The organism is Rhodococcus sp. WAY2 (assembly GCF_009859915.1).
Lineage (GTDB): Bacteria > Actinomycetota > Actinomycetes > Mycobacteriales > Mycobacteriaceae > Rhodococcus_F > Rhodococcus_F oxybenzonivorans.
The window spans coordinates 5,072,350-5,089,994 of sequence record NZ_CP046572.1; the positions used below are offsets into that span (position 1 = coordinate 5,072,350).

The 17,645-nt window shown below is 66.1% G+C and carries 20 protein-coding genes and 2 pseudogenes; 16 read left to right on the forward strand and 6 right to left on the reverse strand.

Translation table 11 applies throughout. From position 1 onward, the window contains the following. Nucleotides 1–8: 8 nt before the first annotated feature. On the reverse strand, nucleotides 9–470 hold the full coding sequence (locus tag GFS60_RS22835; RefSeq protein WP_159924832.1) for a DUF4190 domain-containing protein: 462 nt from the start codon (nucleotides 468–470) through the stop codon (nucleotides 9–11). A 331-nt stretch (nucleotides 471–801) separates the two neighbouring features. Here GFS60_RS22835 and GFS60_RS22840 point away from each other — a divergent pair. The 4 genes and pseudogenes from GFS60_RS22840 (at nucleotide 802) to GFS60_RS22855 (ending at nucleotide 2,659) form a co-directional block, all read left to right on the forward strand. After that, a pseudogene (locus GFS60_RS22840) lies at nucleotides 802–1,315 on the forward strand (J-domain-containing protein). A 91-nt stretch (nucleotides 1,316–1,406) separates the two neighbouring features. Beyond that, nucleotides 1,407–1,868, forward strand: a complete 462-nt coding sequence (locus tag GFS60_RS22845) for a hypothetical protein (protein WP_159924834.1) — start codon at nucleotides 1,407–1,409, stop codon at nucleotides 1,866–1,868. A 1-nt stretch (nucleotide 1,869) separates the two neighbouring features. After that, nucleotides 1,870–2,070 carry a DUF6186 family protein gene (locus GFS60_RS22850; protein WP_159924836.1) on the forward strand — a complete coding sequence of 67 codons (201 nt, stop codon included), beginning with the start codon at nucleotides 1,870–1,872 and terminating at the stop codon, nucleotides 2,068–2,070. A gap of 184 nt (nucleotides 2,071–2,254) precedes the next feature. Further along, nucleotides 2,255–2,659 (forward strand): hypothetical protein, encoded by a 405-nt coding sequence (locus tag GFS60_RS22855; protein ID WP_236603258.1) that lies wholly within the window; start codon nucleotides 2,255–2,257, stop codon nucleotides 2,657–2,659. Between the two features lie 201 nt (nucleotides 2,660–2,860). On the opposite strand, the gene GFS60_RS22860 is transcribed toward GFS60_RS22855, so the two are convergent. After that, a complete protein-coding gene (locus tag GFS60_RS22860; protein WP_159924838.1) occupies nucleotides 2,861–3,502 on the reverse strand; it encodes a ScbR family autoregulator-binding transcription factor in 642 nt (213 codons plus the stop codon). Between the two features lie 104 nt (nucleotides 3,503–3,606). Between GFS60_RS22860 and GFS60_RS22865 the strand changes: the two genes are divergently transcribed. Continuing rightward, nucleotides 3,607–4,347 (forward strand): lysoplasmalogenase, encoded by a 741-nt coding sequence (locus GFS60_RS22865; RefSeq protein ID WP_159924840.1) that lies wholly within the window; start codon nucleotides 3,607–3,609, stop codon nucleotides 4,345–4,347. Here the strand turns inward: GFS60_RS22865 and GFS60_RS22870 are convergent. Continuing rightward, nucleotides 4,331–4,777 (reverse strand): hypothetical protein, encoded by a 447-nt coding sequence (locus GFS60_RS22870; protein WP_159924842.1) that lies wholly within the window; start codon nucleotides 4,775–4,777, stop codon nucleotides 4,331–4,333. The genes GFS60_RS22865 and GFS60_RS22870 overlap by 17 nt on opposite strands. Nucleotides 4,778–4,878: 101 nt before the next feature. Here GFS60_RS22870 and GFS60_RS22875 point away from each other — a divergent pair, with 101 nt between their 5' ends. The 5 genes from GFS60_RS22875 to GFS60_RS22895 all read left to right on the forward strand — a co-directional run bounded on the left by GFS60_RS22875 (nucleotide 4,879) and on the right by GFS60_RS22895 (nucleotide 9,983). Beyond that, the gene (locus tag GFS60_RS22875) at nucleotides 4,879–5,481 is read left to right on the forward strand and encodes a DUF6636 domain-containing protein (protein ID WP_159924844.1); all 603 of its coding nucleotides are present in this window, start codon (nucleotides 4,879–4,881) and stop codon (nucleotides 5,479–5,481) included. Between the two features lie 4 nt (nucleotides 5,482–5,485). Beyond that, nucleotides 5,486–6,175, forward strand: a complete 690-nt coding sequence (locus tag GFS60_RS22880; RefSeq protein WP_159924846.1) for a TrmH family RNA methyltransferase — start codon at nucleotides 5,486–5,488, stop codon at nucleotides 6,173–6,175. 34 nt (nucleotides 6,176–6,209) lie between these two features. After that, entirely contained in the window at nucleotides 6,210–7,325 is a 1,116-nt protein-coding gene (locus tag GFS60_RS22885; RefSeq protein WP_159924848.1) for a glycoside hydrolase family 76 protein, read from the forward strand. A gap of 64 nt (nucleotides 7,326–7,389) precedes the next feature. Further along, nucleotides 7,390–8,745 (forward strand): LLM class flavin-dependent oxidoreductase, encoded by a 1,356-nt coding sequence (locus GFS60_RS22890; RefSeq protein WP_159924850.1) that lies wholly within the window; start codon nucleotides 7,390–7,392, stop codon nucleotides 8,743–8,745. A 107-nt stretch (nucleotides 8,746–8,852) separates the two neighbouring features. Then, a complete protein-coding gene (locus tag GFS60_RS22895; protein ID WP_159924852.1) occupies nucleotides 8,853–9,983 on the forward strand; it encodes a GTP-binding protein in 1,131 nt (376 codons plus the stop codon). On the opposite strand, the gene GFS60_RS22900 is transcribed toward GFS60_RS22895, so the two are convergent. Further along, a complete protein-coding gene (locus GFS60_RS22900) occupies nucleotides 9,980–10,645 on the reverse strand; it encodes a DedA family protein (protein ID WP_159924854.1) in 666 nt (221 codons plus the stop codon). The genes GFS60_RS22895 and GFS60_RS22900 overlap by 4 nt on opposite strands. A 25-nt stretch (nucleotides 10,646–10,670) precedes the next feature. After that, nucleotides 10,671–11,354: a VTT domain-containing protein gene (locus GFS60_RS22905; protein ID WP_236603521.1), complete on the reverse strand. Its 684-nt coding sequence runs from the start codon at nucleotides 11,352–11,354 to the stop codon at nucleotides 10,671–10,673. A 250-nt stretch (nucleotides 11,355–11,604) separates the two neighbouring features. Here GFS60_RS22905 and fbaA point away from each other — a divergent pair, with 250 nt between their 5' ends. After that, nucleotides 11,605–12,639, forward strand: coding sequence for a class II fructose-bisphosphate aldolase (gene fbaA / locus GFS60_RS22910; protein WP_159924857.1), 1,035 nt, complete (start codon nucleotides 11,605–11,607; stop codon nucleotides 12,637–12,639). Between the two features lie 58 nt (nucleotides 12,640–12,697). On the opposite strand, the gene GFS60_RS22915 is transcribed toward fbaA, so the two are convergent. Next, entirely contained in the window at nucleotides 12,698–13,798 is a 1,101-nt protein-coding gene (locus GFS60_RS22915; protein ID WP_159924859.1) for an Rv0361 family membrane protein, read from the reverse strand. 138 nt (nucleotides 13,799–13,936) lie between these two features. Here GFS60_RS22915 and GFS60_RS22920 point away from each other — a divergent pair, with 138 nt between their 5' ends. The 5 genes and pseudogenes from GFS60_RS22920 (at nucleotide 13,937) to GFS60_RS22940 (ending at nucleotide 17,644) form a co-directional block, all read left to right on the forward strand. Then, nucleotides 13,937–14,353, forward strand: coding sequence for a DUF3151 domain-containing protein (locus tag GFS60_RS22920; protein ID WP_109332741.1), 417 nt, complete (start codon nucleotides 13,937–13,939; stop codon nucleotides 14,351–14,353). Nucleotides 14,354–14,417: 64 nt separating this feature from the next. After that, nucleotides 14,418–15,485 (forward strand): FUSC family protein, encoded by a 1,068-nt coding sequence (locus GFS60_RS22925; RefSeq protein ID WP_159924861.1) that lies wholly within the window; start codon nucleotides 14,418–14,420, stop codon nucleotides 15,483–15,485. A gap of 34 nt (nucleotides 15,486–15,519) precedes the next feature. Then, nucleotides 15,520–16,112, forward strand: a pseudogene (locus GFS60_RS22930) (DinB family protein). Nucleotides 16,113–16,197: 85 nt separating this feature from the next. Further along, entirely contained in the window at nucleotides 16,198–17,124 is a 927-nt protein-coding gene (locus GFS60_RS22935) for a cation diffusion facilitator family transporter (RefSeq protein WP_109332740.1), read from the forward strand. Between the two features lie 106 nt (nucleotides 17,125–17,230). Next, a complete protein-coding gene (locus GFS60_RS22940) occupies nucleotides 17,231–17,644 on the forward strand; it encodes a hypothetical protein (protein ID WP_159924863.1) in 414 nt (137 codons plus the stop codon). The last annotated feature ends 1 nt before the right edge of the window (nucleotide 17,645 follow it).

The window sequence follows — 17,645 nt, forward strand, 5'->3', positions numbered from 1 at the left end:
CGTGCTAGTTACGGCTGGGGGACCTCGACGCTATCGGGCAGCTTGTCCCGCATCTTGTCGAGTTCCTGCTCGATTCGTTCGACGGCACTGTCGTTGTTGAGCACAGTGACCATTCCGGCCGCGAAAGCTATCGAGATGACGATTGCCAGTGCGCTCAGTACAGTGCCGGCAATCGCCACGCCTTTACCGGTGATACCGACCTTGCGGGACGCCCTCAGTCCGAGGATGCCGAGAATCAGCCCGATGATGCCCAGCACCAGTCCGACCGGAGACAGGATCACGATCAACACGCAGACGAGGGCGGCAACGCCGACAGCGAGGGCGAATGCGGCAGCAGTGCTGGTACGTGCGGGTTTGGTGACTACTCGTTGCTCGACGTCGACGGAACGACCGTCGACGGAACGACCGTCGATATCGGTCACTCGATGCGGGTCGTTTTCGTCGCCGCGGCCTGTCAGTGGTCTGCTCATCATTACCTCCGGGCGTAGTCGATCTGGGGTGTACAACGCATGCCCGGTTCGGTGGCCTTCAAACCGTATCGGTGAGGGTCCGGGTGCCTACTCGGTCGCGTCGTGGTCGGCGAGCAGGGCGACGCCGGATTCTCGAATAAGGGACGGTCGCGCCGCATATCCGCACACCCTTCGGCCGGATGCTGAGGGATTGGTCGGCGAGTCCCGCGAACCGGTGCGCGGATGCGGAGCGTCCGCCGCGGGTCGGTGACGTGGTCCGCGCCGAGTTCGGGGAGATCCCGCACCGCACGACTTGCTGCCGCAGTGCCGCACATCCTGGGAGAATCGGTGTATGACCGAGCGCAAACCTCCCGAGGTGAGCTTCGAGAGCTGGATCGACAAGCAGATCCGGCTGGCGCAGGAGCGCGGCGACTTCGACAACCTTCCCGGAGCAGGTAAACCGATACCACTGTCCGGCGACGTCGATGACGAGTTGTGGTGGGTCAAAGGTTATCTGCGGCGTGAGAACCTGCCCCTCGACGCACTGCTACCGACGCCACTGCAGTTGCGCAAGCAGATCGAGCGGCTCCCCGAGACGGTCCGCGGAATACCGTCGGAGGACGCGGTGCGCGAGATCGTGCATCAGCTCAACCTCGAGATCGTGGCCTGGTTGCGCGCGCCGTCCGGGCCGCGAGTGCCGGTCAGCCCCCGTCGACGCGGACGAGGTGGTGTCGCAGTGGCGAATGGACCGCCGAGCGGTGCCCACGCACCCGCCATCGCTCCCGCCGTCCGAAGAGGACCAGTCGTCCGCAGAGAACCAGCCGCCGGCGCCGCGACCGCGGCGGTGGTGGCGTCGGCGACGGTGACCGGTCAGGCCCCGTGCGGCGACGGTTGCGCGGGTGCGACCCTGGCGGCTGGAGCAGCACGCGACGGACCAGGGTAGGGGTGGGTGGTGCGATGAAATCGCTTCTCCGAAAAGTTGATGTGCCCAGCGCTGTTGGTGCAGCCGGTCTGGTGATCACGGCGCTCTACGCATACTGGGCAACCGGACTGGAGCCGTTCACGGGCCTTGCCTACATCGCAGTCGGAATGCCCGTTGTTCTGCTGGCCGGTGTGGCCGTCATCGGCGGCGCTCCCGATCCTCGGGACAACGACACGCCACGGGCAGGGGAGATCACGCTACGCTCGGTGCTCCCGTGGCTGGTGTTGCTCTTTGTTGCCGCAGGCCTCGAAGGACTCGGTCTCGCCCTGGGTGGCCGGTCCACCACCGTTCCCACACTCAGCACGGTGATCGATCATGCGCTGGCGTGGCATCCGGTTCGATTCGTCCTGTTTTGCGGATGGCTTGCCGTCGGCGGGGGCCCAGTCGTCCGGATGTACCGCAGGTGGGTGCGACCCCGTTCTCCCGCGGGAGGGTGAGGTGATAGTCACGATCATCTGGCTGATGTTGATCGGCACCGGCATCGGCATCGAGTTGTACAGCCGCCGGACCGGCGGACGGTGGTCGAGCCTTGCGAGCGTCGTCTCCGCGCTGTGGACCCGGCTGCCCGGACGACTACTTCTCGTCGGCCTCTGGGCTTTCGCAGGGTGGCACGTGTTCGCCCGGTACACCCTGCCCTGATCACCCGGGTCAACCGCCGTCCGTTCGCCCGTAGTGCCGGAAGTGCTGGTGGCCGGGTCCTCAATGTTCGCCGCCCTCGACTTCCGAGGTGCAGTCCGCGCTCGTCGGTCTCGAGGTAGAGGGGGGTCTCGTCCGTGCCTCCGTTCTCGGATATCCAGAACAAGGGGAAGGCGACACTGTCGGAGTGGCAGCGATCAGGGCGCGGCCGCTGCGAGTGACGCGGCGAGGCGGCGAGGATCTGGTCTTGATGACGGCGGTACGGGCGGAGCAGGAGCGGGAGGTGCTCGCGGCGGCGACGGCGATGGTCGACGCCCTACTGCACTCGGGTGACGGTGCTCTGGTCCGCAAGGTCGTCGCGGCGGCGTTTCCGTGGGTGAGCTACCTGTCGGGTGAGGAGGTCGCCGACTTCGTCGACGAGCTGATCGCGTCGCTGCGGGCGGGCTCGTCGATGGATAATCCCGCTCCGCCGGCCCGCACGATTCAAACGTGGCTCCATACGGTGGAGGTGTATGCCGATCCAGAGCTTGCCCGGATTCTGTCGGCGCCGTCCAAGGGCGACTTCGGGGCCGTACCGGTGCCGGAGCTGTGAGGCGGAAGCGGGGTGAACGGGTCGCGCCGCCGGCGTCCGAGGAGCTGTGGGACCTGCGATTCGCGACCAGTGATGCGGCAAAAGGGCACTGGGCATCCCAAGCAGACGGAATGATGTTGCCTGAGAACTGAATGGGGCCGAATCGACGTCATCGGAGTCCGGGGTGGCGAGCCGTCGTGCGCTCGTCTTGTGCCTCGGCAATCAGGAGGCGAGGTCGTCACGTGCGGCGGCAAGCTCGAGTAAGCGGGGCAACATGTCGGGGGCGGCGATCGAGGGGAGCAGCAGCGCCCACATGTCGGCGAGGCGTTCGTACAGGTCGGCTCGACCGCTCAGTGCCTCGGACACGAGTTGCATCCCGGTGAAGGAACTCACCAGGAAGCGGGCAAGAGCGGCGGAATCGACGGTCGCCCGAAGTTCACCTGCTGCCGTCGCCTTGACGGCCAGTGCCACGAGCGTGTCGGTCCAGTCGATGTAGGGATCGGTGGCCGGTCCGCGAGAATTGCCGAGCTCGAGGGTGAGGCGGACCCCCGCCCGAACGATCGGTTCGGTCAGCAGTTGCCGCGCCATTTCCTTGGCGCACAGGACGATAGCCTCCATCGGGGACTGCGCTGTGGCGAGCACTCGCTGCGCCGCCAGCATCGACATGGCGTGCTGCTCCTTGATCACCGCCCAGGCGAGGGCTTCCTTGGACTCGAAATGGAAGTACAAGGCACCCTTCGTGACATTGGAGTACGCAAGTATCCGGCTCAGGCTGGCGCCGCCGTAGCCGAGCTTCTCGAAGCTGAGCGCGGCGCCTTCCAGGACCTGATGGCGGGTGGCTGCCGCACGTGCCTGTACTGCCATGACCTGTGCCTCACGATCGCCCTCGTCACCGTCGCATTCCAACCTCCAGTCAACCACTCGAGCGCGCGGTACCCTCGGCGCGACCGCAAGTGTGGGAGGAAGATGTGACGTCGAAGGATGACTGGGGTCTGGAGCACGTCGTGTTCGCGGGGGCGACTGTGGCCACCGTGGTCGGCGCCGTGACCGGACGCGAGCGACTGCAGAAGATCGCGAAGCCTCTGATCGCTCCGGCACTGGCGGCCCGGGTAGTGCGCCGGCGAGGCGCGACCGACTCCGTGGACGCGGGACTGTTGCTGGCCGGGCTCACAGGCGCGACGGTCGGTGACGTCTTCATGATCGACCCGGATGACGATGCCCGCCTGGTGCGAGGTGCCTCGGCCTTCGCGGTCATGCAGGCGTGCTACTCGGCTTTGTTGCTGCGCAACGGTGCGCGTCCCACTCCGGCGGCGTGGGGTCCGCGACTGGCCGGCTGGCTCGGGGCAGCCCTGTTGCTGCGGGCTCGATCCGCCGGTGTCGCTGCGCCCCTCACTGGTTATGGATCAGCCTTGGCTACGACGTCCACACTCGCTGCCGATCCGACCCTCGCCCCCGGCGCAGGCGTCGTTGCGAGCGTGGCGATACCGAGCGTCGACCGGCGCAGCTGGCTCGGTCTGGGCGGAGTGCTGTTCACGGCGTCGGACGGGCTGATCGTGGTGCGGAGATTGTTCGTGCGACGTGAGCGCGGCAGGGCTGTAACCGAAGGACTGATCCTCGCCAGTTACGCCGCCGCGCAACTGTTGCTGGTCGAGGGGATGCTCGCGCTACGCCGCCGGAACACAGGTCGCCGGGTCACGGACACAGCATGATGCGGTCCCGATTGTTCGGGTCCACCAGGATAGTGATGGTTTCGCCGGGCACGAAACGGGTGGCCTCCTCGCGCCGCACCTCGTACACGACGCGTCCGGAGTAGCTCTCGGACCCCGGCACGGTCAACCGCAGATCCAGTTCGGTCAGTTCGCCGTTGTCGGGGGTGCGGCGAAGCGGTGTCACGCGCTCGATGCTGGCCCATCCTTCGAGCCCGCGCCGCGCGAGTCGGCGGTCTGCCCGGGAGGGTCGTTCGGCAGCCATCATGCCGAATCCCAGCGCCGACCCGAAGGCGGCGACCAGTCCCATGATCTGGTACGGAACCGTGGCCTCGGGGGTGTGCTCGATCAACCACCCCAGCCAGACTGCGAGGACGATGACGTAACCGGCTGTGATGAAGCAGACCGTCCGCACGATTCGCTGATGATTCATCGTTGTGCCTCCGTGTCCAGGGTAGACCGCCGCGGGGACGCCGGGCAGTGGTGCCGTTAGAGTGCAGTGTCGGCAGCAGGCAAGTATGTGGAGGTGGCCGTATGGCGTGGCGTCGGGTGTCGTTGGTAGGTCTGAGCATTGGTGCTGCTTTGACGCTCGCAGCATGTGGGGGTTCGTCCGAGGCGGTGGCTCCGCCGACCCCCACCAGCACCACCACCGCAGCGCCTGTGACCACTACCACCACCACGGTTCCGCCAGTCACGACCACCACGACCACGATCGCGCCGACCACGACGACGGAAGCGCCGACCACCACCCTCGTCGACGTTCCGTACGAGCACAACGAGTCGTACTTCTTCACCTCCCCGGACGGCGCGTTCCAGTGCGGCATCATCAAGCTGCCGAGTCGCACGGAAGCGGGATGCCAGGGATCGACCAGTCCGGTCCCGCCGCGGCCGGCAGACTGCATGGTCGACTGGGGCCACGGCATTCGCGTCGAGAACGAGGGTGAGGGAGCGTTCATGTGTGCCGGCGGCCTCGTGTACACCTCGGGCGATGCCGAACCTGACCCGGTGTTGCCTGCCGGATCCAAGCTCACCGAACTCGGCTACTCCTGCAGCACCACTGCGACCGCTGTGACGTGTGCCAATGACGAGACGTCCCACGGATTCACGGTCTCACCCGACTCCAACGAGACGTTCTGATTTCATGATTGGCGCAGAGGTGGGTTCACTTCCGGTCCTGGGCGAGCCGGGCCCTACCGAGTGGGGTGAGAATACTCACGGTGTCGGTCCGTGGACGGAAGAACACGACGCACCGGTCCCGACGGATCCCCGCTACGATCCCGAACTGCTGGCCGGCGGTGACCGACGGAACGTGGTCGACGCCTACCGCTATTGGACACGTGAAGCCATCGTCGCCGACATCGACAGCCGGCGCCATCCGCTGCATGTGGCGATCGAGAACTTCGGGCACGACGCCAACATCGGCACCGTGGTGCGGACGGCCAACGCCTTCGCCGCCGCGGAAGTTCATATCGTGGGACGGCGGCGGTGGAACCGGCGCGGGGCGATGGTCACCGATCGGTATCAGCACGTCAGGCATCACTCGAGCATCGACGAATTGGTCGAGTTCGCGCGTGAGGAGGGTCTCACGATCGTGGCCGTGGACAACACGCCGGGCTCCGTTCCGCTCGAAACCGCAAGCCTGCCGCGGGACTGCATGCTGCTGTTCGGTCAGGAGGGTCCCGGAGTCACCGACGAGGCGAAAGAGGTTGCAGCCATGACCGTATCGATTGCGCAGTTCGGTTCCACGAGGAGCATCAATGCGGGTGTCGCGGCAGGCATTGCCATGCATGCGTGGGTGCGGGAGCACGCCGACCTCGGTCGGGCGTGGTAGCGGATCGCCCGGAGACTAGGCAAGATCAACCCTCATGCAGGACGAGTGGTCGGCGCGCGCCGACGCCGCTGAAGAAGCGGTGGTGAGCAGGCATCTCCGCCGGCTGTGGGGTCTTCCGGGCACCACGCTGGGCGTGGTGGCCTGGCCGGCGGTCAAACGTGAACGACTGTTCGTCAGTTGGCATTACTGGTGGCAGGCGCACCTGATTGACTGCGCCGTCGACGCACTCGAACGCGACCCTACTCCGCGTCGCCGCCGTCGGATCGTGAAACTCGCTCGCAGCCACCGCCTTCGGAACATTACGGGCTGGACCAACAATTATTACGACGACATGGCGTGGCTGGGCATCGCGCTCGAACGCGCGCAGCGCACGCACTTGATCGACAACCGGAATGCGGTGCAGACACTCGAATCCCAGCTGTTCGACGCCTGGGATCCCGACGGTGGCGGGCTGCCCTGGCGCAAGGGTTCGGATTTCTACAACGCTCCGGCAAACGGCCCGGCCGGTATCATGCTGGCCCGCACAGGCAAATTGTGGCGGGCGCAGGCCACCGCGGATTGGATCGACGACACGCTGCTGGACGAGAACACCGGCCTCGTCATCGATGGGATTCATCGCGGCGGTGAGGCCGAAAGGGTCATCTATTCGTACTGCCAGGGGGTCGTCCTCGGGCTCGAAACCGAGCTGGCGGTGCGTCTCGGTGCGCCGCGGCATCGAGGCCGCATTCACCGGCTGATCGACGCCGTCGACGAGCACCTGGCTCCGGGTGGGGTCATTCGCGGCGGTGGCGGGGGAGACGGTGGTCTGTTCAACGGTATCCTCGCCCGCTATCTCGCGCTGACTGCGGTGATGTTGCCCTGGGAGAACCATGACGACATCCGCGCGCGGGAGATCGCAGCGCAGATCGTGCTCACCTCTGCCGATTCTGCGTGGGAGAACCGCTTGCAGATCGAGGGTCAGCCCTTGTTCGGCGCCGACTGGGGCAAGCAGGCCCGGCTTCCCGGTCTCGGCAGGAATATCGCGGCGTTCACCGGGGGCACGGTGCGTTCGTCCGACATCCCCGAGCGCGACCTCTCCGTCCAGTTGGGTGGCTGGATGCTGATGGAGGCGGCGCACGCGGTGTCGGCCGCCGGGTATCCCCGGCGGTAGTGCGTTTCGATCACACGAAACTTAACCGTGGGCAGGCGGTTTCCGCGCTGCTAGACATCTCGGTATGTCAGATCAACAGCGGCAGCTGAGTCTCAATGCGTTCATCTATCCGGCCGGGCACCACGAATCGGCCTGGCGTCACCCGCTGACGTCACCGGAACGGTTGTTCGACGTCGACTACTTCCAGGAGATCGCGCGCACCGCGGAGGCGGCGAAACTGGATGCACTCTTCTTCGCGGACGGTCCCGCGCTGCGGAGCGATGCCGGGCACGGCGCGGCCGGAGCGCTGGAGCCGATCACCTTGCTGACGGCGATCGCCGCAGTCACGGAGCGGATCGGGCTGATCGCCACCGCGTCCACGACGTACTTCGAGCCCTACAACCTCGCGCGTCTGTTCGCCTCCTTGGACCACATCTCGAAGGGTCGGGCCGGCTGGAACATCGTCACCACCGGAACGGATCTGGCGGCGGCGAACTTCGGCCTTCCCAGTCATCCCGACCACGCCGACCGATACGCGCGGGCACGCGAATTCGTCGATGCGACGGTCAAGCTGTGGGACAGCTGGGAAGACGACGCCATCGTTCTCGACACGGACAGGGGCGTCTACGCCGACACGTCGAAAATTCATGAGATCAACTACGTCGGACGCCACCTGCGGGTCCGCGGACCGTTCAACGCGCCGCGCTCGCCGCAGGGTCACCCCGTGCTAGTACAGGCGGGTGCGTCGAACGAGGGGCGCAGCTTCGCAGGGCAGTACGCCGAGGCCATCTTCACCGCCCATCAGCGACTGTCGGACGGGCAGGCGTTCTACGCAGACATCAAGCGACGTGCGTCGCAGTTCGGACGCAACCCCGACCACGTGAAGATCCTTCCCGGAATCAGCCCGTTCATCGGCGACACCGAGGCGCAGGCACGGGATCTGGAACGCGAATTCAACGAGCTGACCTCTCCCGAGTACGGCCTCGCCCAGCTCGAGAGCATCACCGGAACTCAGGTGCGCCACCTCGACCTCGATGCCCCCGTGCCCGCCGAGTTGTTCGGCGACGCCGGTGACGTGACGGACAACCAGCAGAGCCGGCTGCAGGTGGTCGCGGGCATCGTGCAGCGGGAGCGTCCGACGCTGCGAGGGCTGCTGCATCGCCTCGCGGGCGCCCGAGGACACCGCGTGTTCGTGGGAACGCCGGTGCAGGTGGCCGACACCATCGAAGAATGGTTCACCCAGGGTGCAGCCGACGGCTTCAACGTGATGCCCCCGTACTACCCGGGAGGTCTCGAGGTGTTCGCCGAGAAGGTGGTGCCGATCCTGCAGGAGCGGGGTCTGTTCCGCACCGAATACTCGGGTACGACTCTGCGGGACCACTTCGGGCTGGAACGTCCGGCCAGCCAGTACGCGCAGACGTCGGGCAGGGTGGCCCTCTAGTCCCGTCCTTCGCCCGATGCCGCCGCGTTCTTCCCCTGTCGACGACGGTGGCATCGAGTGGAGTGCCGCTCGAATCACGCCTTGATGAAAACAGTTATCATTTCCGAATGACTCGTCCACTTCCTGTCACCGTCCTGTCCGGCTTCCTCGGCGCGGGCAAGACCACTCTTCTCAACCACATCCTCGCCAACAGGGACGGCCGGCGTGTCGCCGTGATCGTCAACGACATGAGCGAGGTCAACATTGACGCAGCCCTCGTCGCAGGGCAGGGACATCTCGATCGGACGCAGGAGAAGCTGGTCGAGCTCACCAACGGCTGCATCTGCTGCACGCTCCGCGAGGACCTGATCGAGGCGGTCGCCCGCCTGGCCGAGGAGGGACGGTTCGACCACCTCGTCATCGAGTCGACGGGCATTTCGGAACCCATGCCCCTCGCCGCCACGTTCGACTGGGAATTCGAGGACGGCTTCAGCCTCGGCACGGTTGCGGCGCTCGACACCATGGTGACTGTGGTGGACGCGTCGACGTTCGTCGGTGAGCTCGCGAAGGGTCAGCGCCTCGACGAGCGCGACCTCGAGGCGGGAGAGGGCGACGAGCGCAGCATTTCCGACCTACTCGTCGACCAGGTCGAGTTCGCCGACGTGATTCTGCTGAACAAGACCGATCTGGTGAGCGAGCGCACAGCCGGCACGGTCGAGGCACTCCTGCGCAGACTCAATCCGACGGCGAGACTCCAGCGCACCTCACGTGGTGTGGTCGACCTGGCCGACGTTCTCGACACCGGTTTGTACGACCCGGAGTCGGCCGCCCTGGCGCCCGGGTGGGCGGAGGAGCTTGCGGGCGGCCACACACCTGAAACGGAGGAGTACGGGATCCGAAGTGTCACCTACCGGGCGACGCGGCCGTTCCATCCGTCACGGCTCGACCAGGCTCTGGGCCAGTTCACCGGACTGCTGCGAAGCAAGGGGTTCTGCTGGATAGCGAGCCGCCCGGATCTTGCGGCGATCTGGTCGCAGGCGGGACCGAATCTGGTGATCGAACCTGCGCAGCTGTGGTCGGCCGCGGAGGAGACGCCCGGTCAGGAGATCGTCTTCATCGGTGTCCGGCTCGACCCGGAGGCGCCTGCCCGCATCCTCGATCCGGCGCTCCTCACCGACGCCGAATGGGCGTCCGGTCCGGCCGAGTGGGTGCATTTCGACGACCCGCTGCCCGAGTGGGAAGCGGTGCATCAGCACTAGTCGAGAACTTCCTCGACTTCCACCTCTTCGGGCGGACGGGCCATTTCCTGGCGGTAGTGCCAGATGCCGACCACAGTTCCGATCACCAGCAGTGCAACCATGCCGCCCAACACCACCGGCATCAGCCACGACACCCGGTCGAGGAAGGAACCGCAGTAGAACCCGATGAGCAGCAGTACCGGCGCCCAGAACACGGCGCCGATGCTGCTGGCGACGGTGTACTTGGTGTGGTTCATCTTCGCTGCCCCCGCAACGAGTGGGCAGAGGGTACGCACCCACGGGATCCACCGGGCGATGAGCACAGCCCAGAACCCGTGCCGTTCCAACAGGATGTTCACCCGGTGGAGGTTGGCGTAGTTGAGGTACTTGCCGCCCTTGCGCGCCAAGATGCGGTTGCCGGTGCGGTGCCCGATGACGTACCCCACCTGATTTCCGCAGATCGCGGCGACCATCGCGCCGACCGACAGGGCCCACACGTGACCTGCCCCCGACTGGTGGCCGGCGAGCACGATGCCCGCGGTGATCAGCATCGAGTCACCCGGCAGGAAGAGCCCGAGGATGACGGCACATTCGATGAAGACGAATGCCAGCACGATGACCCACACCAGCGCGGGGCCGGCGGAGACGAGGGGCCCGAAGGTGCCAGATGCCGATACGACCATGGTCAGCGCATTGCCTCGATCTCGATCAGGAGGGATCGGTGGGGGTGGAGACAGGCCTTGCGGCCTCGGGAGCAGGCGTCTCTCCCCGGCGGGCCTTGAGAACACGCTTGCCGACCTCGACGATGATCGGGAGCACCGACACGAACACGATCAACAAGAAGATGATGTCGACGTTGTCACGGATGAACTCGATCTGACCGAGCAGGTATCCGAGCAGCGTGACGCCGGCGCCCCACAGGATGCCGCCCACGATGTTGTACGTCAGGAACAGCGAGTATTTCATCCGTGACGCACCCGCGACGACCGGCGCGAACGTGCGCACGATCGGCACGAAGCGGGCGAGGATGATCGTGATCGGGCCGTGCTTTTCGAAGAACGCGTGCGACTCGTCGATGTACTTCTTCTTGAGGAATCGGGCGTCGTTGCTTTTGAAGAGCGCGGTGCCGCCCTTGCTGCCGATGAAGAAGCCCACCTGGTCGCCGAGGATCGCGGCGATGGGGATCAGAACCAATAGCGCCCAGATGGGGGCAAACGGCTCGATCTCGGCCGACTTCGACGCCGCGATAAGGCCCGCGGTGAAGAGGAGGGAGTCGCCGGGCAGGAGCGGGAACAGCAATCCCGACTCGATGAAGACGACCAGAAGAAGTCCGACGAGCACCCAGGTGCCGAAGGAGTTGAGGAGGTTCACCGGGTCGAGGAACCCCGGCATCAACGCGAGGTTGGTCACGGAATCCGATGCTGCCTGCACAATCACGGCCCTCAGCGTACCGGCGTATGCGCGGAGTATCGGAATACTGCAGGTCAACGATTCCTGACCGGTCTCGGACGGCCCGGAAACGAGGTGCCACGACAGCCACCGGGCGACGTAGGCTACCGGTATTGCCATACTGCTAGGACCACATCGCGCGCTGCGCTGATCGCGTGCGCCGAAATCGACACGTTTATGGAGGACTGCCGCCGTGCCAATCGCGACTCCCGAGGTCTACGCCGAGATGCTTGGTCGAGCCAAGGAGCACTCCTTTGCCTTCCCAGCCATCAACTGCACTTCGTCCGAAACCATCAACGCCGCAATCAAGGGATTCGCGGATGCGGGCAGTGACGGCATCATCCAGTTCTCGACCGGTGGCGCGGAGTTCGGTTCGGGTCTGGGCGTCAAGGACATGGTGACCGGTGCTGTCGCGCTGGCCGAGTTCGCACACGTGATCGCCGCGAAGTACGACGTCACGATCGCCCTCCACACGGACCACTGCCCCAAGGACAAGCTGGACGGTTTCGTCCGGCCGCTGCTCGAAATCTCTCAGCAGCGCGTCAGCGCCGGCCGCAACCCGCTCTTCCAGTCCCACATGTGGGACGGCTCGGCCGTTCCGATCGACGAGAACCTCGAGATCGCCAAGGAACTCCTTGCTATCGCCAAGGCCGCGAACATCATCCTCGAGGTCGAAATCGGCGTCGTCGGTGGTGAAGAGGACGGTGTGGAAGCCGAGATCAACGACAAGCTGTACACCAGCCCCGAGGACTTCGAGAAGACCATCGACGCTCTGGGCACCGGCGAGAACGGCAAGTACCTGCTGGCAGCGACGTTCGGCAACGTGCACGGCGTCTACAAGCCGGGCAACGTGAAGCTGCGTCCCGAGGTGCTCGAGACCGGCCAGAAGGTCGCCGTCGCGAAGCTCGGCCTGCGGGACGGCGCCAAGCCGTTCGACTTCGTCTTCCACGGCGGGTCGGGTTCGCTGAAGTCGGAAATCGAGGAGGCGCTGAGCTACGGCGTCGTCAAGATGAACGTCGACACCGACACCCAGTACGCCTTCACCCGTCCGATCGTCGGCCACATGTTCAGCAACTACGACGGTGTGCTGAAGGTCGACGGCGAGGTGGGCAACAAGAAGGTCTACGACCCGCGCAGCTACCTGAAGAAGGCCGAGGCCGGGATGACCGCCCGTGTCATCGAGGCCTGCAACGACCTCAAGTCCGCGGGACGCTCGGTCTCGGGATAGGCCCTTCGGGCTCGTGCGCCTTTCTGGTAGTTACCGCTACCAGAAAGGCGCACAGTCGTTATCGGGGGTCGCAGACCTTCCAGGTGCCGTCGACCCTTTCCAGGTCGAACGTGCGCCACGACTGCTCGTTCGGGTTGGCGGCGGTATGGGCCTTCACCTGGGCGATGGCGGTGTCGCCGGTGATCTGGACGGCGTCGACCTCGCCGACCACCGGAATGTTCTGTTGAGTGATCGCTACCTGATGGACCTCGGCGAAATCCTGATCCGAGATGCCCTGGTAGTACTCGGCGAGACCGCCGCAGGTACTGGTGCGCAGGGTCGCGAGGTCGCCCTGGGTGAGCGCCGCGACGAACGTATCGATGGTGCCCTGTACCTGCGCCTCGGGTGAGTTCTCGGCCCGATTGTTGTTGTAGACCACCACACCGGCGACGGCAATGGCGGCGATCACGAGGACGCCTGCGGCGATCGCCGCCAGGAGCCAGGCCTTGCCGTGCTTCCTGGCCGCGGGCGCTGCGGGACCGACCCGCTGCGGGGCGCTCGGCTGGGTCGGGAGCACTCGCTGGGGCGCCGCTTTAGGCGTGGGTGGCGGCGGAGTCGGACGCGTCGCGGATGGCTGCTGGGCAGATGCCGCTGGTCGGGGCGGGGCCGCTTGCTGGGGACGAGCGGGCTGCTGGGCCTGTGCAGGGCGGGGCGGCGGCGGCGTCTGCGGTACGGGGGACTTCGTGACCGGGATGGCGACGGTCTCGGTGTCGGCGGGATCCGCCTTGCCGGGTTCCTTCTTCCCCTGCCCGTTCGCCCGCTGCACAGCCTGCGGCGGGGATTTCGGGTGCATCTTCACCGTGGCCGCATCAGGCTTCTCCGGCGGACGCTTCTCCGGTGGACGCTTCTGCGTCGGAATCGCCTTCGTCACCGCCTCGGACGCGGCGCTGTCGGGAGAGGACTGTGCCGACTCGGGGGTCTTCGCAGAGGGTGTGGCGGACGGCGTGTTGTCGGCCGGCTTCTTCGCGTCGGTACCGGCGGTGACCGGCCGGGCCTTGTCGGTGTCGGCGGTGACCGGCCGGGCCTTGTCGGTGTCGGCGGTGACCGGTCGGGCGGTCTCGTTTGCCGGTGTATCCGTAGTCGGCTTCTCGGTCGGTTCGTCTTTCTTCGGGTCCTGCACGCGTTGCCCCTCGGTCTGCAGAGAAATGAACGTTGGACCGAAGCCTAACGACAACGTGCGGCAATGCAGACCACCACAGGGGCGCTTCGTCTACGGGGCGGGGCAGAGGAGCAGTCCCGCCGGGGGCACAATAGGCGCATGACCTCTTTCGGTGACCTTCTCGGACCCCAGCCCACGCTGCTTCCCGGTGACGACGAGGCCGAGTCGGCCCTGTTGAACCACGAGGAACCGGCTTCCGTGGCGGCCGCACACCCCACCGCCTCCATCGCGTGGGCGTATCTCGCCGAGGCAGCTCTCGACGCCGGCGAGACGATCGCCGCGTACGCCTACGCACGCACCGGATACCACCGTGGCCTCGACCAGCTGCGCCGCAACGGCTGGAAGGGTTTCGGCCCCGTTCCCTACAGCCACGAACCGAATCGCGGATTCCTGCGCTGCGTCGCCGTCCTCGCGAAGGCCGCGAAGACGATCGGTGAAACCGACGAATACGCCCGTTGCCTCGACTTGCTCGAGGACAGCGACCCCCGAGCCGCCGAAGCGCTTGGCCTCGGGTAGCGCCGGCACCGCAGCACCGGTCCGAGTTCGAAACGGACTGAAGACTTCGGCTCAGCGGCTGCGAGTGTCGGCCCTGCCGATCCTGCAGTGCGCCGTCGCGGCGGGTGCCTCGTGGTGGGTTGCCACGGTGGTGATCGGTCACACGTCCCCGTTCTTCGCGCCGATCGCCGCGGTGGTGTCGCTGGGACTGTCGCTCGGCGCGCGGCTGCGTCGATCCGTCGAGCTCGTGGCCGGTGTGACCATCGGGATCGGGGTCGGGGACCTCCTCATCGCGTTCATCGGCAGCGGTACCTGGCAAATCGCCCTCGTGGTGGCCTTGGCCATGACCGCGGCGGTGCTCCTGAACAGCGGCCCGGTCCTGTCGATGCAGGCGGGCAATTCCGCTGTTCTCGTCGCAACTCTGCTACCACCCGGTGGCATGGCGGGTGTCAATCGCATGGTGGACGCACTGACCGGAGGCCTGGTGGGCATCGCGGTGGTGGCGTTGCTACCCACGCATCCCGTGGGCCGGGCGAGGCGCCACGCCGCCGGGGTCCTGGGAACGGCCGCCGAAGTGATGCAATTGGTGGCGGACGGCTTGGTCGCCAACGACGACAAGCCCATCGAGGAGGCACTGCGGAAGGCGCGAGCCACCCAGTCGTCCATCGACAACCTGCGCACGCACCTCGCGGGCGGCCGTGAGGTCAGTCGTATCTCGCCGCTGTACTGGAACACCCGCGGCCGACTCGAACGCTTGAGCGCCGTTGCCGACCCGCTCGACAACGCGCTGCGCAACATCCGCGTCCTGGCCCGGCGTTCGCTCACTTTGGTACGTGACGACGAGATCCTCAATCCGCGACTGGTCGACCAGGTCGAGAAATTGGCCCAGGCCATCGAAACGTTGCGCCTGATGGTGCTCGCAGACCCCGGTCAGCAACCCGACCAGGCCGAGGCTGCCCGCGTGCTCCGTTCGGTGGCGTCCGGACTCAAACCGGAACTGGTGGAGAATGCAGGTCTCTCGGCCACCGTCGTCTTCGCTCAGATCCGTTCGCTCACCGTCGATCTGATGCAGGTGGCAGGGCTGAACCGCATCTCTGCCATAGCGCATCTGCCCCCGACGGTGCAGAAGCCGGCGTACCGCCCGGAACTCTGAGATCTCAGCGGTCACGGATGAGAGCGTGGAAGCCATGACCGGCGCCGACTTCGCATCAGGCCTGCGCAGCTACCTACAGGCCGCCCGCGACACCCTGCTGTGGAAGCTCGACGGTCTCAGCGAGTACGACGTACGCCGACCGCTGACTCCCACCGGGAACGAATCTGCTGGGTCTGATCAAGCATCTGACCGGAGTGGAATTGGGCTATTTCAGGTTGACGTTCGGGCGCCCCGTCGAGCCGCTCCCGTACTGGCTCACCGAGGACGGCGAACCCAACGTCGACATGTGGGCGACGGCCGCGGAGTCTCGCGAGGCCATCATTGGGCACTACCGCCGCGCCTGCGCGCTGTCGGATGCCACCCATCGAAGACTTGCCGCTGGACGCGACCGGAACTGTGCCGGGATGGCCGGAAGAGCAGCGGATCGTGACCCTGCACGGCATCCTGGTGCACGTAGTGGCCGAAACTCATCGCCACGCCGGACACGCCGACATCGTCCGCGAGCTCGTCGACGGAAAGGTGGGTCTGCGCGCCGACTACGACAATATGCCGTCGGTCGATCAGGCCTGGTGGGAGACCTATCGGAGCCGGCTCGATCGCGCCGCCCGGGACGCAGGCAACGGCTGAGTCGACGTGGTCGCCGGCACGACGCTGTTGATACACATGCACAAGTACGCATATGATCGGCAGAACTTCGGGAGGAGCTCTACACATGGGAGTCGGCCACGGTCATTCGCACGGCCACACGCAAGGCGGGGGTGAGGTAGGGCCATCCAAGGGGCGGGTCCGTCGTATGGCGATAGCGCTCGTCATCCTCCTCGCGTTCCTCGTCCTCGAGGCGGGAGTCGGCCTTACGGTCAACTCGCTGTCGCTGCTTGCCGACGCCGGGCACATGCTCACCGACGTCGTCGGCATGGCGATGGGTCTCGTCGCGCTCGTGCTCGCGCGCAAGGGCAGCGCCGCCGCCGCACGCACCTTCGGCTGGCACCGCGCCGAGGTGCTGACCGCAATGGCCAACGCCGCAATGCTTCTCGCCGTCGCGGTATGGGTCTTCTATGAGGCCATCTCCCGCATCGGCGACGCTCCCGACCTCCCCGGTCTCGCACTCGTCCTCACGGCTACCGCCGGTCTGGCCGCGAACCTCGTCGTCATGCTCATGCTGCGGGCCGATTCCAAGGACAGCCTGGCCGTGCGCGGGGCGTACCTCGAAGTTCTCGCGGATGCGGTCGGCAGTGTGGGTGTCCTCATCGCCGGTGCCGTCGTGATCGCGTTCAACTGGACCTACGCCGACATCGTCGTCGGTGTCCTCATCTCCCTGTGGGTGGTGCCCCGCGCACTGAAACTCGCCGCCGCATCGCTGCGGATCCTCACCCAGGCGAGCCCCGCAGACGTCGACGTCGAAGCGGTGGAAGCCGACCTGGCGGCAGTCCCCGGCGTCATCGGCGTGCACGACCTCCACGTGTGGACTCTCACCACCGGCATGGATGTGGCGACGGTGCACCTCACCACGGAATCCGACTCGGCCCTCGTCCTCGAATCGGCTCGCACGGTCCTCGAAACGCACCAGCTCTCACACGCCACAGTGCAGGTGGAATCCACGGCGAACGGACGCCACTGTGAAAAGAACGTGACCTGGTAAGCGAGAGGATGGTTGGTTTCTTTCCGCTAACAATCGTGGCGTCCGCGCAGTCGGCGGGTCAGACTTACCGGAAAAGTCGGTGCCGTCTCACAAGGGAGCCAGATTCATGTCCACTCTCGGAGCGCTCACGAAATCCGCAGCAGCCGTAGCCATCGGTGCGGCCGCCCTCCTCTCCGCGCCCGCCGTGGCGTCCGCCGCGCCGTTCATGCCCGATCCGTTGGCGAATTGCAACGCCGAAGCATCCTTCGATGTGGAGCGAGACACCGATACGCAGAAAATCGAGTGGGAATTCGAGGGGCCAGATAATGCGACCACCGACGCTCAGGTGGCGTACCTGAATATCGGTCCGGCCGGCCCCACCATCGGCTCGTCGGGCCCGCTGACGAACGACGAGGACGCAGTGCGTGATCTGCCGGGCTTCACCGCTCACCTCATCCCTGGTGGAACCTACGACCCGGATGGCACGACGGGAACGGCCGCAACCTGCGCCCTCGGTTTCGGATTCGCCGTCACCCAGTGAA

Bases quoted from the DNA above. Each gene is read 5' to 3' on its own strand.
- GFS60_RS22835 (WP_159924832.1), bottom strand. From the start codon at position 470: ATGAGCAGACCACTGACAGGCCGCGGCGACGAAAACGACCCGCATCGA.
- GFS60_RS22845 (WP_159924834.1), top strand. From the start codon at position 1,407: ATGAAATCGCTTCTCCGAAAAGTTGATGTGCCCAGCGCTGTTGGTGCA.
- GFS60_RS22860 (WP_159924838.1), bottom strand. From the start codon at position 3,502: ATGGCAGTACAGGCACGTGCGGCAGCCACCCGCCATCAGGTCCTGGAA.
- GFS60_RS22870 (WP_159924842.1), bottom strand. From the start codon at position 4,777: ATGAATCATCAGCGAATCGTGCGGACGGTCTGCTTCATCACAGCCGGT.
- GFS60_RS22875 (WP_159924844.1), top strand. From the start codon at position 4,879: ATGGCGTGGCGTCGGGTGTCGTTGGTAGGTCTGAGCATTGGTGCTGCT.
- GFS60_RS22880 (WP_159924846.1), top strand. From the start codon at position 5,486: ATGATTGGCGCAGAGGTGGGTTCACTTCCGGTCCTGGGCGAGCCGGGC.
- GFS60_RS22885 (WP_159924848.1), top strand. From the start codon at position 6,210: ATGCAGGACGAGTGGTCGGCGCGCGCCGACGCCGCTGAAGAAGCGGTG.
- GFS60_RS22890 (WP_159924850.1), top strand. From the start codon at position 7,390: ATGTCAGATCAACAGCGGCAGCTGAGTCTCAATGCGTTCATCTATCCG.
- GFS60_RS22895 (WP_159924852.1), top strand. From the start codon at position 8,853: ATGACTCGTCCACTTCCTGTCACCGTCCTGTCCGGCTTCCTCGGCGCG.
- GFS60_RS22900 (WP_159924854.1), bottom strand. From the start codon at position 10,645: ATGGTCGTATCGGCATCTGGCACCTTCGGGCCCCTCGTCTCCGCCGGC.
- GFS60_RS22905 (WP_236603521.1), bottom strand. From the start codon at position 11,354: ATGCCGGGGTTCCTCGACCCGGTGAACCTCCTCAACTCCTTCGGCACC.
- GFS60_RS22920 (WP_109332741.1), top strand. From the start codon at position 13,937: ATGACCTCTTTCGGTGACCTTCTCGGACCCCAGCCCACGCTGCTTCCC.
- GFS60_RS22935 (WP_109332740.1), top strand. From the start codon at position 16,198: ATGGGAGTCGGCCACGGTCATTCGCACGGCCACACGCAAGGCGGGGGT.
- GFS60_RS22940 (WP_159924863.1), top strand. From the start codon at position 17,231: ATGTCCACTCTCGGAGCGCTCACGAAATCCGCAGCAGCCGTAGCCATC.